Origin of the sequence: Cellulophaga sp. F20128, from assembly GCF_023015805.1 — a bacterium.
Classification (GTDB): Bacteria; Bacteroidota; Bacteroidia; order Flavobacteriales; family Flavobacteriaceae; genus Cellulophaga.
Map to the genome: position 1 here is coordinate 27,238 of NZ_JALKBA010000018.1, position 16,762 is coordinate 43,999.

Genomic DNA, 16,762 nt, shown 5'->3' on the forward strand with positions numbered 1-16,762 from the left:
TTAACTAAACTGTCAATTACATTTTAGAAATGATATTAAACTTCAGCCTTAACAATTACGTCTATCGTTTTTTGTAAGCCTATTTTGGCAATTTCTAACATATCTTCCTTATAGTACTCCGGATTATACATTTCTAAAGAAACACAGCCTTTATACCCAATACTTTTTAAGTCTTTTAAAATTTCTGGAAGTGGCAATATTCCGTCTCCTGGAAATACCCTGTGCTTATCTTCCATCATTTTAATATCCATATCTTTAGGAGCGTCATTAAATTGAAAAATAGCAAAAATAGCACCATTTAACAATTTCATACCATTAAACCCTACTTCAGAAATATACATATGGTATACATCTGGAATAATTTTTGCCTGTGAATGATTGGTATCTAATGCAACACCTACCGCCTGCCCCATCGTTTTTAACGGAAACATTTTTACAAATACTAAGGCAGGAATTACATTGTATTCACCAATGCCAATCGCTAACAATCTAGCATAACAAGAAACCACAAATGCATGATCATAGTCTTCCCCCACCTTATTAGGAATGGCTTGTGCATAAGTACACCCTATTTCAGAAGCCATTCGAAAGCGGTTTCTGGTCGCGGGTAATGATGCCTGAAATTCTTCTTCATTTTTAGGGATGCACCCCCACAAACCAATCATACTGGGTACAAACAAACCCGCATCTCTAATTCTTTTTCCTAACTTTTTAAGATCGCCCCCATTTTTTTCATACTCCATAAGATCACTATCCCAAGGCTCTATGGCATCATAGCCCGCAGCAATGGCAATATCAACCTTTTTATCCAATCCTTTTACAGGGCGTATGGTAGCCGTATCCAAACAAATGGGCCACGGGCTTTTCCCATTTTGATAGCGTTTTTCTTTTGAAGTCGCAGGTTCCTCAATCTTTGTAGAAATACTTCCTTTACAAGATGCCGTAAGCAGTGCAGTAGCTGTAGCACCAGATATAAATTTTCTTCTATCCATTTTTTTTAGTTTGTTTAGCAACAGACTAAAGTTATAAAAAAGAAATCTAGTGGCCTACATTAAATACAACCCAACTAACAGATTGATTAACAATCAATTAACTACAATTCTGTAAAAGTCACAAGAACACAATAACACACGCTTTTGATCTTTTGGATGCAAAAGAGTATGTTAAATCAGTATATTTAATTATTTTTCAACTGGCTCACCATACAAATCAAAGTCAGCAGCCTCCGTTATTTTTATGGATGTAAATTCACCTTGTTTTAAATAGAATTTAGTGGCATCTATTAAAACTTCATTGTCAACATCTGGAGAATCAAACTCGGTACGCCCAACAAAGTAATTTCCTTCTTTACGATCGATAATACACTTAAAAGTTTGACCAATTTTTTCTTGATTCAATTCCCACGAAATCTGAGATTGAATTTCCATTATTTGGTTCGCTCGATCTTGCTTTACCTCTTCTGGAACATTATCTTCTAAATTATAGGCATGTGTATTTTCTTCATGACTATACGTAAAACAACCCAAACGCTCAAAACGCATCGCTGTAACCCAATCTTTTAAGGTTTCAAAATCTTCTTCCGTTTCTCCAGGGTACCCAACAATTAAAGTTGTTCTAATCGTCATATCCGGAACAGTGGCCCTAAAATCTTGTAATAACTTTGTGGTTTTGGCTTGGGTAGTACCGCGACGCATACTTTTTAAAATAGCATCGGCAATATGCTGTAAGGGAATATCTAAATAGTTGCATATTTTAGGCTCTTTGTTCATAAGATCTAAAACATCCATTGGAAAACCAGTTGGAAATGCATAATGCAAACGGATCCACTCAATGCCTTCTACCTTTACCAAAGCTTCTAAAAGCTCTGCTAAATTTCTCTTTTTATAAATATCAAGACCGTAATAGGTTAGATCTTGCGCTATAAGAATAAGTTCCTTAACGCCTTTGGCTGCCAATTTTTCGGCCTCAGTTACCAACGCTTCAATAGGGGTGCTCTTATGCTTACCACGCATAATGGGTATGGCACAAAAAGAACAAGGTCTATCACAACCTTCTGCAATTTTTAAATACGCATAGTTTTTTGGAGTCGTTGTTAAACGCTCACCTATTAATTCATGCTTATAATCCGCTTCTAAAGCCTTTAACAGGCTGGGCAATTGACTTGTACCAAAATACTCATCAACATTTGGAATTTCCTTTTGCAAATCGGGCTTATAACGTTCGCTTAAACAACCTGTTACAAAAACCTTATCTACCTCGCCAGCTTCCTTTTTCTGTACAAAATCTAAAATTGTATTGATACTCTCTTCTTTAGCGTTGGCAATAAAACCACAGGTATTTATAACAACAATGTTACCCTCTTCTTCATGAACTACTTCCTTTCCATTGGCTTTTAGTTGCCCCATAAGTACTTCTGAATCGTACACATTTTTGGAACAGCCCAAAGTTACAACATTGATTTTATTCGTTTTTAGTGATTTTGTGCGCATAAGCTTTAAAATTGGCTGCAAAAATACAACTTGATTAAGTAATGACACCTATGAAGAACTAATTTTATGATTTTTACGTTAAACCATTTAAACAGAATACATTCTAATTGTTAAACCCTAATTATGAAAGTCCTTCATTTTGCCCCTATTTTAATACTATTCTTAAGTTGTTTTGGTTGTTCAACGGATACTGATACTCCGGATGATGTTCCAGAAACCGATGCCTTGTATTTTCCTCCTTTAGATGCTGACACCTGGGAAACAAATTCCTTAGCCCAGTTAGGATGGAATGAAGATAAATTACAACCTTTGCTCGACTTTTTAGATGCTAAAAACACAAAGGGCTTTGTAGTCTTATACAACGGTAAAATTGCTATAGAACATTATATGAATGAGCATTCTGCACAAAAAATTTGGTATTGGGCTAGTGCAGGAAAAACATTAACAACTGCAATAGCCGGCATTGCTCAAGACGAAGGCCTGCTAAACCTAAATACAAAAGTGTCAGACTATTTGGGAACGGGGTGGACAAGTGCCACCTTGGATCAGGAAAATTTAATCACTTGTAAAAACCTATTATCTATGACTTCTGGCCTGGATGATAGCCAAGGAGACGGTATCGCACCAGAAAACCTACAATACAGGGCTGATGCAGGCACTCGATGGGCCTACCACAATGTCTATGTAAAAATGCAAGATGTGGTAGCACTAACCAGCAATCAGAGTTGGTCTGCCTACTTTAATTCTAAGTTGAGGGACAAAATTGGAATGACAGGAAACTGGACAACAATTAACGACCTTAGCGTTTATTGGAGTACCACAAGAAGTATGGCCCGTTTTGGATTATTGATGGCAGCCAACGGCAAGTGGGAGGATACCCAAATAATTCCGAAACAATTTTTAACTGAAGCTACCAATACCTCACAAAATATAAATTTAGCCTATGGATATTTATGGTGGTTAAACGGAAAAGAAAACTACCATTTACCTCAAAGTCAAATGCAATTTAACGGTAACCTGATACCCGATGCTCCAAAAGATATGTATGCAGCCTTAGGTAAAAACGACCAAAAAATCTATATAGTACCCAGCAAGAATCTCGTAATCATAAGAATGGGAAATGCAGCCGACGGCGACAATTTTGCCTTATCTAATTTTGACAATGAACTGTGGTTAAAGCTGAATGATGTGCTAAATTAATATTTGTTATGATTTGAAATTGTTACTGTTTTAAAACTAATAAAAAAGGGGTATTTACAATTTACCGAAACCACTCTATTAGTAAACATTGTGATAGTTTACCCAAACAAAATGGTACCGCCAATATTCTAAACACTTTTAAAAATAGTAGTCGCATTATGCCCGCCAAAACCAAAGGTATTACTCATTGCAATATTTACTTTATGATTGGCAGCTTCTTTTATAACTATGGGCATTGCTGATGGAATCAATGGGTCTATTGTAGTTGTATTAATGGTTGGCGGTATGGTATTATTTTCTATCGCCTTAATAGCAACAATAGCTTCTATTGCTCCGGCAGCACCAAGCAAGTGCCCCGTCATGGATTTAGTTGCACTTATTTTTAAATTTTTAAACTGATGATTAAAGGTTGTTGACACCGCTTTAATTTCACTGATATCACCAACGGGCGTAGAGGTTGCATGGGTATTTAAATAATTAATTTGGTCCGATGTTATCCCAGCTTCTTCCATAGCCAACTCCATCGCTTTAATAGCACCTATTCCTTCTGGGTGGGTTGCCGAAATATGGTAGGCATCATCGGTCATAGCTGCACCTACTATTTCTGCATAAATTTTTGCGCCACGTGCCTTTGCATGTTCGTACTCTTCAAGAATTAAAGCCCCAGCTCCTTCTCCCATTACAAAGCCATCTCTATCCGCGTCGAACGGTCTAGATGCCCCTTGCGGATCATCATTACGGGTAGATAGTGCTTTCATTGCATTAAAACCACCTATAGAAGCTTCTGTTATTGGCGCTTCGGATCCGCCAGTTACCATAACTTTAGCCTTGTTTAAGCGGATATAGTTAAAGGCATCCATAATAGCAGAACTAGAAGATGCACAAGCAGAAACCGCCGTGTAGTTTATACCCATCAATCCAAATTTCATCGCTATCATTCCCGATGCCATATTTGAAAGTAATTTAGGAATAAAGAAAGGATTAAAACGTGGGTTTTTGCCACCTTCAGTATAATTCTTAACCTCTTCTTCAAAAGTTTTCATTCCACCTTGTCCCGTTCCCCAAACAACACCAATATCAAAAGGAGATAAGGAGGCTATATCCAAGCCGCTATCTTCCATAGCCTCGGTTACAGCGTAAAGGGCATATTGCGTAAACGGATCGCTTCTTTTAATTTGATTGCGGTCTAAGTATTTTTCAGGGCTAAAATTTTTAAGCTCTGCAGCAAACTTTGTCTTGAAAAGGGAAGTATCAAATTTGGTGATTTCTAATGTACCACTTTTCCCTTTTACAGCATTCTCCCAAAACTCATTTACCGAATTTCCAATAGGTGTTAATGCTCCCAACCCTGTAACGACTACTCTTTTCATATGTATTTTATAACTGATATATTGCTGCCAACTTAAATTTACTATTCCATAGGCAAATTTACTAAAACTTGTTTGTAAACGGTTACTGATTGCGCACCATTTAAGTCATTTTTCTATTAAAAATAATAGCAAGATTTTAACCGAACAAACCAAAAGAATATCGTAGCTCAAAAAAAAAAAAAATGTTTACTGCAGCAATTACCGATACCTTTTTTTAAATTCCAAGGGCGTGTTATTGGTGCTTTTCTTGAAAACCTTAGAGAAATAGGCGTAATCTTGATACCCTAAAAGTTCGGCTATTGTAGCCAAAGAATTATCAGAATGTACTATAAGGCGCTTAGATTCTAAAACAACCCGTTCAGTAATTAATTCAGTAGTTGTTTTATCTACCGTAGTTTTACTAATCCGGTTTAAGTGCTTTGGCGACATGTGCAACTTGTCTGCATAAAATTTTACAGACTTTTCTGTTTTATAATTTGATTCAATAGTTTTTTCTAAATCATTAAGCTTTTCAACATATGAAACAGAAGTGGTTTTACTTATAAGATCCAAACTACTATAATATCGTGCTAAATCCACATAGACAGTGTTTATGAGACTTGCTATCTTTTGCTTTCTATAAAGAAGATTATTCTGGTATTCTTTTTTAATAGTTTTAAAAACGGAAGCTACTTCTTGTATTTCATTTTCTATAAGTCTGAGTGATGGGGTGTTTTTATAGGAATGAAAAAAAGGAAATTGTTCCAATTTACTTTTTGAAAAATGAAGTTCATAAAAATCCTGAGTATGAAAAAAAATATAACCCTCTGGAATTGTGGCAAAGGTCCAATAATGGGTTTGCCCAGGTTGTAAAAAAAATACGCTACCTGGTTTCACATTGTATGTATTAAAATCTATTTCATGTACTCCCGTACCCTTCGTAAACAACACACATAAGTAAAAGTCATGCCTATGTGGTCTGTGAAAAAAATCCTTGTTTTTAAACAAATGGCTTTCTAGGTCATTGGCATAAAAACTAGACCTTGGTATGTCTTGCTCAAATTGGGAAATGTTTAAAACAGGAATAAACTGCATAATCTTTAATATGTCCTAAAAGTACAAAAAATGGAGTTAATTACACGAGTAACAAACTAAAGCAATCCATTAAATTTGTCATTAAATAAAAGTCATTATTATGCAATTTTTAGATATTATTAGGTACAAATGTCCAAAATGTAAAAAAAACAACATCTTTAATTCTAAGGGTAATTTGTTTCTACTTCAAATTCCTAAAATGAATGAAAGGTGTGAAAATTGCAACTACAAGTATGAAATTGAAACTGGTTTTTTCTTTGGTGCAATGTATGTTAGTTACGGTTTAACAGTGGCGGAAATAACTATTTTCTCCATACTCTCCTTCTTTATTTTTAAGGCATCCTTACTTACAACCTTCCTTGGCGTAATCGTCGTTTCCGTTCTTTTGAGTATTAAAAATTACAAATTAGCCAGAACCATATGGATATACCTTTTTTACAAGCCGACTTAATCAAGATCCCTAACCAGTCCTATTATTATTTATAGAAAGAAACCAATAACTTTCTACAAAAAAACCCTTAGTGATAAGGAGCTACTTTTTTAGATTAAAGAAAGAATCTACAAACTCATATTTATTAAAAACCTGTAAGTCTTCTATACCTTCACCTATACCGATATATTTTACAGGAATTTTAAACTGATCTGATATTCCAATGACAACCCCGCCTTTTGCAGTGCCGTCTAATTTTGTAACTGCCAAAGAGGTTACCTCAGTAGCTTTTGTAAACTGTTTTGCTTGCTCAAAAGCATTTTGCCCTGTAGAGCCATCCAAAACCAGCATCACATCATGTGGAGTATCTTCTACCACTTTATGCATTACTCGTTTTATCTTGGTAAGCTCATTCATGAGGTTCACTTTATTATGCAAACGCCCAGCGGTATCTATAATAACAACATCTGCACCTTGTGTAACTGCAGAACTCAAGGTATCAAAAGCAACAGATGCAGGATCACTACCCATTTTTTGTTTTACCAAAGGAATTTCTACCCGGTCTGCCCATACTTGCAACTGGTCAATTGCCGCGGCTCTAAAGGTATCTGCAGCACCTAATACAACTTTTAACCCTTGCTTTTTAAACTGATATGCCATTTTACCTATGGTAGTAGTTTTTCCAACACCATTAACACCTACAACCATAATAACATAGGGTTTTACCCCTTTAGGAATTGTAAACTCCGTTTCTTCACCAACATTAGTAACAGCCAAAAGTCCTGCAATTTCTTCACGCAGAATTACATTCAATTCTTCCGTACCCAAATATTTATCCTTGGATACCCGTGCCTCTATACGATCTATGATTTTTAAGGTAGTCTCTACCCCAACATCCGAAGTTACCAAGACCTCCTCCAAATTATCAAGGACATCATCATCTACTTTGGTCTTGCCGGCAACAGCCTTGCTTAATTTAGAAAAAAAGCTCGTTTTACTTTTCTCTAAACCCTTGTCTAAAGTTTCTTTCTTTTTAGAAGAAAATATATTTTTAAATAAACTCATTTTGTGTTCCGCTATTTCATCAAAGATATAAAAATAAAAAAAGCCACTTTCAACAGAAAGTAGCTTTTTCAACCAAAATTAATTTTGATTCTTATTTTTTAGCCAACCATTCGCTTACTAATTCTGGAGCCATAACAGATTCCACAAATGTGTAAGCACCTGATTTAGGAGACTTCACCATTTTAATGGCTTTTGTTAATCGCTTTGAGCTGGTCTGTAAACTTGCTACTGTCTTCTTTGCCATAACTTTTAGTTTATCAATTTCCTATACAGGAAAAATCTTTAATTATTTTATTTCTTTATGAACTGTCATCTTCTTCAAGATTGGGTTGAATTTCTTTAACTCAATCCTGTCTGGAGTGTTTTTCTTATTTTTAGTGGTAATATACCTAGAAGTTCCTGGTTGACCAGATTCCTTATGCTCAGTACATTCTAAAATAACCTGTATTCTGTTACCTTTTTTTGCCATCGTAATTCAATTTATTGGGATTACTTAATTGTCCCTTTTGCTTTAGCCTCCTTAATAACTGCGGAGATTCCTTTTTTGTTGATACTCTTAAGCGCTCTTGCAGATACTTTCAAAGTAATCCAACGATCCTCCTCTGGAATGTAAAAACGTTTTTTGGAAAGATTTACATCAAACCTTCTTCTTGTCTTATTAATAGAGAAAGACACGTTATTTCCAAACATTGCTTTCTTTCCGGTGATTTCACAAACTTTTGACATTATAATCGATTTTGTGTTATTTTAAACAGGGTGCAAATTTATATCTTTTTTTTGGGCGTACAAAATTCTTTTCATCAATTTTTGCATTTTATTTTCAATATTAACAAACCGCCATCTGTCAATATTTTAAAATCTCCTTATACAACAGTTCAAACGCCTTATTTACAGACCTATCCACAATTCTTTCTCGCTGACTTCCTTGTTGTAATTTTATTGCAAATACATGGGCTGGGGTGGCTATTCCAATAAAAACAGTACCCACTTCTGCATCAGAATCACCTTTTGCAGGTCCTGCGTTGCCTGTTGTAGCAATTGCAAAATCGGTTTTAAGCAATTTTTTTACATTTTTAGCCATCGCTAAAACCACCTCTTCACTTACAACCGAATGTTTTTTGATCAGTTGTTCCGAAACTCCAAGTACATTTATTTTTGTCTCCGTAGCATAGCTAACTATGCTTCCCTTAAAATAGTGTGATGCACCAGGATTGGCCGTTAACAATTCTGATATTTTACCGCCCGTAAAACTTTCTGCAGTTGCAAGTGTCATTTTCTTTTGTGTCAGTAAATTACCGATAACGACCTCTAATTTCCCTTCTCCATCCTCTTCAAACGTAATATCACCAATTAACCCCATCAGCTTAGCAGCTTCTGTAGCCATCGTTCGTTCCAACAACTCCTTATTGGTGCTTTTTGCAGACAAGCGCAACCTAACACATCCTAAACTGGGTAAATAGGCCAGTTTTATCATAGAAGGCAATTGATCTTCCCAAGCTTCTATACGTTCGGCTAAGGCACTCTCTCCCACCCCGTAGGTCACAAATGTTTTATGTTCTATAAAAGGTCTTTTAAAGGTTGAAATGATACGCGGTACAACCTCAGCCTCAATTAAGTATTTCATCTCAAAAGGAACTCCAGGCATAGAAACAAAAACAGTATCCCCGTCTGTGATCCACATTCCAGGAGCTGTGCCTTTGATATTGTGTAAGACCGTAGCCCTGGTTAAAACCATAGCTTGCTGCCTATTAATTTCTGAAATTGGTTTGTCTGAGTAGTTTTTAAAAAGTGCCTCTACATGTTGTAATACCCCAACATCCATAACCAAGGTGTCCTTAAAATATTCACAAAGTGCATGTTTGGTAACATCGTCTTTTGTGGGCCCTAATCCTCCAGTTATCAAGACAATATCTGCCCTTTTTGCAGCATCTTTAAGCGCCCTAAGAATATGCTGCTTACAATCTTGTATGGAAGTGATTTGATAGACAGAAACCCCTATTTTATTTAATTCTTTCCCTATAAAGGCAGAATTTGTATCTACAATCTGACCTATGAGTAACTCATCGCCTATTGTTATTATTTCTGCAAACATTACAAGCTAAAATCAATTTTCAACTCAGAAATTACCTGATGAATATCTAACTTCAGTAAATTAAAAGTTTCTTCAATTTTAGCAAAATCTCCTTCTTGTTTCCCTAATGTTTCTATCTCGTAGGCAGCAGCTCTCGTCTGTTCCATCCCCAATAAATCCACATTCGGCTTTATTTTATGCGCTAATTGATAGGTAGATTCATAATCATTTTCCGCTATTGCTTTTTCTAACAATTCCAAATCTGCTGGAACTTCATCCAAAAAAACTGAAACAACCGAATTGATAAAATCCTGATCTCCATCAGCCATTTCATTTAATTTATCAAGACTATAAATCATTTATTTTATATTTAAAGTAAACATTTCTTCATTCTCCAATACACCACAAAGATAATCATTAACAACTACCTTTCCTACACCGGCTGGTGTCCCCGTAAAAATAACATCCCCTTTTTTTAAGGTGAAAAATTGAGACACGTATGCGATTAACTCATCAATCTTCCAAAGCATTAGACCCGTGTTCCCTTTTTGTACCACCTCATTATTTTTTAAAAGCGAAAAATTAATATTATCTACTGTTTTAAAATTACTTTTTGCCACCCATTTCCCGAGTACTGCAGCCCCATCAAAACCTTTTGCTTTTTCCCATGGCAAGCCTTTTTCTTTTAATTCCGATTGTAGGTCCCGTGCAGTAAAATCAATTCCTAGGCCTATTTCATCATAATAATTGGCCGCAAACTTTTTATCAATATGCTTCCCAACCTTTTTTATTTTTACCAAAACCTCAACTTCATAATGAATGTTGTCTGAAAATTCTGGAATATAAAAATCCTGTTCCTTAGGTAAAACTGAAGAATCCGGTTTTATAAAAACCACAGGATCAGTAGGGCGCTCATTTTCTAGCTCTTTAATATGAGCTGTATAATTACGACCTATGCAGATTATTTTCATACTTTGTATTATTTTTCTTTAAACAAACTTAGACTAACTGCTGGTATAAGGGCCTGCTCATTCTTTTTCAAGGTTTCTTGAAAATCTACCCACGCTCCCATCTCATAAACCATAACTTTAGTATTTTGGTTTTTATTGTTAATTCCTCCAAAACTAGGTGCAAAACCATTTTCTATCGTTAATTTATGATCTACTGGATGTTTCCCTTTAACAGCATACCAATTATAGGGCACAAACAACCACTCTAAACCAATATAAACCCCATGACTAGGCATTTCAATATTAAAATCAGATAAATCTACAGTAACAAAATCACTTTCTGCCACCACATCCAACACCGTGCTTTTATGCAATAGATCCTTTGCTGGTTTCTGAGATAGGGTATCTACATCATACACCCTTATTCTAAATTTAGACACAGGCCTTTTTAAATTCCCTTCTTTTTTTAAAAAAACCGTAACCTTGTTTATATATTTTCTTTTAGGATCTGTATTGGGAAAATAGGTAGCTAAAATCCTAGGCGCAGTCGCTGATGAAATCCCACCTTCCAAATCAGAGCTAGCAATAGCATGCAACACCTCTAATTCTCCCGACGGTTTACCCACTACAATGTTATCTATGGTTTGGTGGTCTTTAACCATACCAAACGGCTTCTCGCCAATTACCTCATTTAACGCTACAACGGTATCGGCATACCCTAAGGTTGAAAGCTGTACATTCTTTTCCAGATAAGTAGCTGGAACATCCATAAAAAAGTAACCCTTTTCATCTGTAGTTGCTCCTTTTAAGGTGTTTAAAATACTGACATGTACAAATGGGATAGGCCTTTTTGTCTCGTGGTCATAAATAGTGCCATCCAATAATACTTCTTGAGCACCTATTTTAAGTACACAAACAAGAAATACAAAAACAAATTTCATTTTAACTCAACTTATTATTTAGTTTACTTAGCTTTATTTGCGTGAGGACTTTTTTGGTATATAGGGGAAAATCCGCATTTAGAATCCACCCAAAATACCCTGGTTCTTCTTCTAGCACCCGATCAACTTTTTTTCCTTTGTGTTTCCCAAAAGAAAAGGCCGGATCACCATCCTTGTCCAAACTTATAAAACCAGCAAAATCTACAAACTTTCTGCGTGTTGTAAACTCTGACAGTTTTTTAATATCGTTTTCTAATTCTGGATAGCGGTCTAGCTGAGATTTTAAAACCTCAAAGGTTGCGTTTGTATCTGCCGCAGCACTATGTGCGTTGGTCAAATCTTTATCACAATAAAACTTATAAGCAGCTTCTAGCGTTCTTTTTTCCATTTTATGAAAAATAGTTTGCACATCTACTGACACCGTATTTTTCATATCAAAATCTACCTCAGCTCTTAGCATCTCTTCTGCTAAAAGAGGAATATCAAACCTATCCGAGTTATAGCCCCCCAAATCGCAGTCTTTTATCATTGCATAAATTTCTTTAGACAACTCCTTAAAGGTTGGTTCATTGGCTACTTTCTCGTTGGTAATTCCATGTACAGCAATTACCTCGTCAGAAATATGCATTTCTGGATTCACCAACCACGTTTTACTTTCTTTATTACCGTTTGGATATACTTTTAAAATGGAAATCTCTACCACTCTATCCTTAGCCACATTAATCCCAGTTGTTTCTAAATCAAAAAAACAAATAGGTCGTGTTAATTTTAATTCCATTTACCTTATTTAATTACAAATTATAGAAAGATACCAATTTTTAACATCCTTGAAGAAAGAAAAAAAATGCTTAACAAAAAATAATATTTACAGTATAAAAATAACGATTACACTTCTCTGTTTACATCCCAAGCTTCAAGATAATCTGCAACAGCTTTTATAAACATACCTCCTAAAGCACCATTTACGACACGGTGATCATAACTATGAGATAAAAACATTTTTGAACGTACCCCTATAAAGTCACCATCTTTTGTTTCTATTACAGCGGGTACTTTACGAATGGCACCTAATGCCAATATTGCAACCTGCGGCTGATTGATAATAGGCGTTCCAAATACACTTCCAAATGTTCCAACATTGGTCACCGTATAGGTACCTCCTTGAATTTCTTCTGGCTTTAATGCATTGTTTCTAGACCTGCCCGCCAAATCATTTACCACCTTGGCCATACCTACCAAATTTAATTGATCTGCATTCTTTATCACAGGCACAATTAAATTACCGTCGGGCAAGGCAGCAGCCATACCTATATTAATATTTTTTTTCTTAATTATTGTATCCCCATCTACCGAGACATTAATCATTGGGAAGCTTTTCAATGCTTTGGCAACAGCCTCCATAAATATCGGGGTAAATGTAAGTTTCTCTCCTTCTCGTTTTTGAAAAGAATCTTTCATTTTATTCCTCCAATTCACCACATTGGTAACATCTACTTCTATAAAACTTTGCACATGTGCAGCCGTTGAAACACTAGACACCATATGGTGCGCTATGAGTTTACCCATTCTAGAAAGCGGAATTACCTCATCACCATTAGCAATTGCAGTTGGAGTTGTTTTGGGCTTTTCTACCTTTTGAGGTGCTGGTTGTGGCGTTGGAACTGACGCTACTTTTTCTTCGGTAGCCGCAGTAGCTTTACTTGCTGAAGTTCTATTTTCAACATAGGCAAGAATATCGTTTTTGGTTACCCTATCTTCATTACCTGTCCCTTTAATTGAATCCAATTCCGCTACTGTTATTCCTTCCTGTTTGGCTATATTTTTTACCAAGGGAGAATAAAATTTATCGGTATCGCCAAAATCTTGAGGTGTAGCAACGGTTTCCTTTGCCAATGCAACAGCATTCTCTATTTCATCGATGGCCTCGGGTTCAACAATAGCTTCCTCCGAAATAACACTTGTTTTTTCTTCTTCTAAAACCGTCCTACTCTCTTCTTCACCTGAAATTTCTATAATAGCCACAGTTTGCCCTATTTGCACTATATCATCTACATTAAAAAGCTTTTCTACTAACACCCCTTCCACTTCAGAAGGAACTTCAGAGTCCACCTTATCCGTAGCTATTTCAAAAACAGCCTCATCCATTTCTATGGTATCACCTACTTCTTTTAACCAAGTAGTCAATGTTGCCTCTGCAACACTTTCCCCCATTTGAGGTAATTTTAATTCAAATTTTGACATATCACTATATTATAAAAGCAATTTTTACACTTTAGTTTGCAAAACTAATAATTAAAATGTCATTTAATTACATTTATTGTAATTTTTAAGACACAAACTATCCTATTTTTAAAGAATTCTCAAAAGAAACCCTGTTTATAATACTCCTTCCTAAGGTAACTTCATCTGCATATTCCAATTCATCTCCTACCGATATTCCACGTGCTATGGTCGACGTTTTTATCACCACCCCCTCGAGCTGCTTGTAAATATAAAAATTAGTTGTATCCCCTTCCATAGTAGAGCTCAATGCAAAAATAAGCTCTTTTATAATTCCTTCTTTCGCTTTGGTAAGCAAGGAACTTATTGTTAAGTTTTGCGGTCCTACACCTTCCATTGGAGATATCCTACCTCCTAAAACGTGATACAATCCTCTGTATTGCCCTGTATTCTCTATAGCCATTACATCTCTTATATCTTCTACAACACAAACTAAACTTTCATCTCTTTTTGGATTTGCGCAAAGCTCACACAATTGAACGTCCGATATATTATGACAATTGGAACAGAATTTTATTTCTTCTCTTAATTTCCCCAACGAACTAACCAAGGCTGTAGTTTGATCTTTGGGTTGCTTTAACAAATGTAATGCCAACCGTAATGCCGTTCGCTTACCAATTCCTGGTAGCTGAGAAATTTCATAAACTGCATTTTCCAATAATTTTGAAGAAAATTCCATTGCTTTAGTTTTCACTACAAAATTACAATTTTATTCTTGTTTAAACGGATGGATATTAGCCTATGATGATAATTTTTCTTTTTGTACTTTGGCATTGAAATTTAAATTTATGACATCTACACATATCCTAATCTTAATTGGCTGTTACTTTTTAGTTCTCCTTTTTATATCCTACTTAACCGGAAAAAACGATTCTAACGACGATTTTTTTAAAGCAGGAAAACAATCGCCTTGGTATATTGTTGCCTTTGGTATGGTAGGAGCATCACTTTCTGGTGTAACTTTTATCTCGGTTCCCGGATGGGTAGAAGGCTCACAGTTTAGCTACATGCAAGTTGTCTTTGGATATTTAATTGGTTATTTCATTATTGCCTATTTGTTAATGCCCATTTATTATAAATTAAATGTTACTTCTATCTATGAATACCTTAAAGATCGGTTTGGCATAGTAAGTTACAAAACTGGGGCTTTCTTCTTCTTTGTCTCAAGAGTTTTAGGCGCTTCTTTTAGGCTGTTTTTGGTGGCCCTTGTTTTACAACAATTTGTTTTTGACGATTTAAATGTTCCTTTTGAAATTACCGTAATATTATCCATACTTCTCATTTGGATTTATACGTTTAAAGGCGGAATAAAAACAATAGTTTGGACAGACACCTTGCAAACCTTGTTTATGTTAACCTCAGTTGGACTTTCCATATATTTTATTACCGATAGACTAGATATTAGTATCACTGAATTACTAGCATCAGAGGAATTGAAGCAATACAATAAAATATTTTTTACAGATGATATCTTAGCAAAAAACCACTTTTTAAAATCGTTTTTTGGAGGAATGTTTATTGCCATTTGTATGACAGGACTAGATCAGGACATGATGCAAAAAAACTTGAGTTGCAAAAGCTTGAAGGACGCACAAAAAAATATGGTTTCCTTTAGTATAGTCCTAGTTGTTGTAAACTTTATTTTCCTTGTATTGGGCGCATTATTATTTATTTACGCCGATAAATTCAACATAGCAACACCTGCTTTGGGTGGTATTGGAGATCCAAAAACAGACCTACTATTTCCTGAAATTGCATTAAATAGCGGATTGGGAATTACCATTGCAATTACATTTATGCTAGGCCTAATCGCCGCCGCATATAGTAGTGCAGATAGTGCCCTTACCTCCTTAACTACCTCTTTTTGTGTAGATTTCTTGGACATCGGAAAAAGAGCTGAAAAAGATCAAAAAAGAATACGAAAAATTACCCATGTTGCCATGAGCCTTTTATTGATTATTGTAATAATCATCTTTAAGCACGTATTAGACCGAAATGTGATAGACAGCTTGCTAACCGTAGCAACTTACACCTATGGTCCATTGCTAGGGTTATTTGCCTTTGGTATTTTTACGAAACATAAAATTAAAGACAATTTGGCTTGGTTGGTTGCCATAGTCCCCGTAATTATCATTGTACTATTAGCAAATATTCCAGCAGCGCAACTTGGCGGATATGCCGTGGGTTACGAATTACTGCCTTTGAACGGTTTATTGACGTTTTTTGGACTTTGGTTGATTCGAAAAAAAGAGGTAAAAGTTAAACTGTAACCACAATCCTCAAATTTAAAACTGCCTCCTGCCGATCAACAAAAATAAATAGTCCGCTTTATTTTGCCTTTCATCAGTAGTCTAATTAATATTGATCGGTAGCCAAAAGAACTAAGGTACAAGCCTCTAAAACCTGTATACCACTCTTCTCTAGCAACTTATAAAACGCTGGATTTTCTGTCCCAGGATTAAAAATGACACGTTTTGGATTTAATTTTATGATATCCTGATAGTATTCTTCTTGCCTTGTTGGGTTGAGATATAAAGTAACGGTATGAATATTTTGAATATCCATTAAATTATCTTTAATTTGAACATCTAAAATTGCCCCCGAAGCTTTACCAAAAGCGACAGTTTTTATATTCTTTTCTAAAAGTTTTCTGACGGCAAGATTGCTATACCGATTAGGCTTCAATGAAGCTCCAAAAACAAGAGTTTTAAGCATTCTCCAATAGTGTTAAAATGTGTTAAGTTTTGAGATTTTAAATTTAAATTTCGTCTATTTAACCATAGGTAAAAGAAAAAACAAACGAAATAAAGTCATTGATAACGTTATATTTTTATAGTTAATGGTTAGTGTTTAGTATAACCTATCAATGACAAAGAAGCCCAGAGTTCTGCT

At 35.4% G+C, this 16,762-nt stretch carries 19 protein-coding genes; 3 read left to right on the top strand and 16 right to left on the bottom strand.

The genetic code is table 11. The features are described 5' to 3' along the window. Window positions 1-35: 35 nt before the first annotated feature. A complete protein-coding gene (locus MWU65_RS14240; protein ID WP_247078955.1) occupies window positions 36-992 on the bottom strand; it encodes a sugar phosphate isomerase/epimerase in 957 nt (318 codons plus the stop codon). Window positions 993-1,181: 189 nt separating this feature from the next. Then, on the bottom strand, window positions 1,182-2,489 hold the full coding sequence (gene rimO, locus MWU65_RS14245; RefSeq protein WP_247078957.1) for a 30S ribosomal protein S12 methylthiotransferase RimO: 1,308 nt from the start codon (window positions 2,487-2,489) through the stop codon (window positions 1,182-1,184). Window positions 2,490-2,612: 123 nt separating this feature from the next. Here rimO and MWU65_RS14250 point away from each other — a divergent pair, with 123 nt between their 5' ends. Then, a complete protein-coding gene (locus tag MWU65_RS14250) occupies window positions 2,613-3,689 on the top strand; it encodes a serine hydrolase (RefSeq protein ID WP_247078959.1) in 1,077 nt (358 codons plus the stop codon). Window positions 3,690-3,817: 128 nt separating this feature from the next. Here the strand turns inward: MWU65_RS14250 and fabF are convergent, their stop codons facing one another. Both fabF and MWU65_RS14260 read right to left on the bottom strand, forming a co-directional pair. Continuing rightward, entirely contained in the window at window positions 3,818-5,059 is a 1,242-nt protein-coding gene (gene fabF, locus MWU65_RS14255) for a beta-ketoacyl-ACP synthase II (RefSeq protein ID WP_247078961.1), read from the bottom strand. Window positions 5,060-5,257: 198 nt separating this feature from the next. Then, window positions 5,258-6,133, bottom strand: a complete 876-nt coding sequence (locus MWU65_RS14260; RefSeq protein ID WP_247078963.1) for an AraC family transcriptional regulator — start codon at window positions 6,131-6,133, stop codon at window positions 5,258-5,260. 199 nt (window positions 6,134-6,332) lie between these two features. On the opposite strand from MWU65_RS14260, the gene MWU65_RS14265 reads away from it, so the two are divergent. Then, window positions 6,333-6,584 carry a DUF983 domain-containing protein gene (locus MWU65_RS14265; protein ID WP_247078965.1) on the top strand — a complete coding sequence of 84 codons (252 nt, stop codon included), beginning with the start codon at window positions 6,333-6,335 and terminating at the stop codon, window positions 6,582-6,584. Window positions 6,585-6,665: 81 nt separating this feature from the next. Here MWU65_RS14265 and ftsY read toward each other — a convergent pair whose 3' ends face one another. From ftsY to recR, 11 genes are all read right to left on the bottom strand, one after another. Further along, complete coding sequence (gene ftsY / locus MWU65_RS14270) at window positions 6,666-7,628, bottom strand: signal recognition particle-docking protein FtsY (RefSeq protein WP_247079057.1); 963 nt, start codon at window positions 7,626-7,628, stop codon at window positions 6,666-6,668. 91 nt (window positions 7,629-7,719) lie between these two features. Further along, window positions 7,720-7,872, bottom strand: coding sequence for a DUF4295 domain-containing protein (locus tag MWU65_RS14275; RefSeq protein WP_072304899.1), 153 nt, complete (start codon window positions 7,870-7,872; stop codon window positions 7,720-7,722). Between the two features lie 42 nt (window positions 7,873-7,914). Beyond that, a complete protein-coding gene (gene rpmG, locus MWU65_RS14280; RefSeq protein ID WP_024481505.1) occupies window positions 7,915-8,097 on the bottom strand; it encodes a 50S ribosomal protein L33 in 183 nt (60 codons plus the stop codon). Between the two features lie 20 nt (window positions 8,098-8,117). Then, window positions 8,118-8,354, bottom strand: a complete 237-nt coding sequence (gene rpmB / locus MWU65_RS14285) for a 50S ribosomal protein L28 (RefSeq protein ID WP_247078967.1) — start codon at window positions 8,352-8,354, stop codon at window positions 8,118-8,120. Window positions 8,355-8,472: 118 nt separating this feature from the next. Next, the gene (locus tag MWU65_RS14290; protein ID WP_247078972.1) at window positions 8,473-9,720 is read right to left on the bottom strand and encodes a CinA family nicotinamide mononucleotide deamidase-related protein; all 1,248 of its coding nucleotides are present in this window, start codon (window positions 9,718-9,720) and stop codon (window positions 8,473-8,475) included. After that, entirely contained in the window at window positions 9,720-10,058 is a 339-nt protein-coding gene (locus tag MWU65_RS14295) for an Hpt domain-containing protein (protein ID WP_247078973.1), read from the bottom strand. The genes MWU65_RS14290 and MWU65_RS14295 overlap by 1 nt, the downstream gene beginning before the upstream one ends. Beyond that, on the bottom strand, window positions 10,059-10,670 hold the full coding sequence (locus MWU65_RS14300; protein ID WP_247078975.1) for a fumarylacetoacetate hydrolase family protein: 612 nt from the start codon (window positions 10,668-10,670) through the stop codon (window positions 10,059-10,061). It abuts the gene before it with no gap. A gap of 8 nt (window positions 10,671-10,678) precedes the next feature. After that, window positions 10,679-11,590: a carboxypeptidase-like regulatory domain-containing protein gene (locus MWU65_RS14305; RefSeq protein ID WP_247078976.1), complete on the bottom strand. Its 912-nt coding sequence runs from the start codon at window positions 11,588-11,590 to the stop codon at window positions 10,679-10,681. A 1-nt stretch (window position 11,591) separates the two neighbouring features. Further along, window positions 11,592-12,368: a 3'-5' exonuclease gene (locus MWU65_RS14310; protein WP_247078977.1), complete on the bottom strand. Its 777-nt coding sequence runs from the start codon at window positions 12,366-12,368 to the stop codon at window positions 11,592-11,594. 107 nt (window positions 12,369-12,475) lie between these two features. Further along, the gene (locus tag MWU65_RS14315; RefSeq protein ID WP_247078979.1) at window positions 12,476-13,831 is read right to left on the bottom strand and encodes a dihydrolipoamide acetyltransferase family protein; all 1,356 of its coding nucleotides are present in this window, start codon (window positions 13,829-13,831) and stop codon (window positions 12,476-12,478) included. Between the two features lie 97 nt (window positions 13,832-13,928). Next, window positions 13,929-14,549: a recombination mediator RecR gene (recR, locus tag MWU65_RS14320; RefSeq protein ID WP_247078981.1), complete on the bottom strand. Its 621-nt coding sequence runs from the start codon at window positions 14,547-14,549 to the stop codon at window positions 13,929-13,931. Window positions 14,550-14,658: 109 nt separating this feature from the next. Between recR and MWU65_RS14325 the strand changes: the two genes are divergently transcribed. Next, on the top strand, window positions 14,659-16,140 hold the full coding sequence (locus MWU65_RS14325) for a sodium:solute symporter (protein WP_247078984.1): 1,482 nt from the start codon (window positions 14,659-14,661) through the stop codon (window positions 16,138-16,140). Between the two features lie 85 nt (window positions 16,141-16,225). Here the strand turns inward: MWU65_RS14325 and MWU65_RS14330 are convergent, their stop codons facing one another. After that, complete coding sequence (locus MWU65_RS14330) at window positions 16,226-16,585, bottom strand: CoA-binding protein (protein WP_247078987.1); 360 nt, start codon at window positions 16,583-16,585, stop codon at window positions 16,226-16,228. Window positions 16,586-16,762 lie beyond the last annotated feature (177 nt).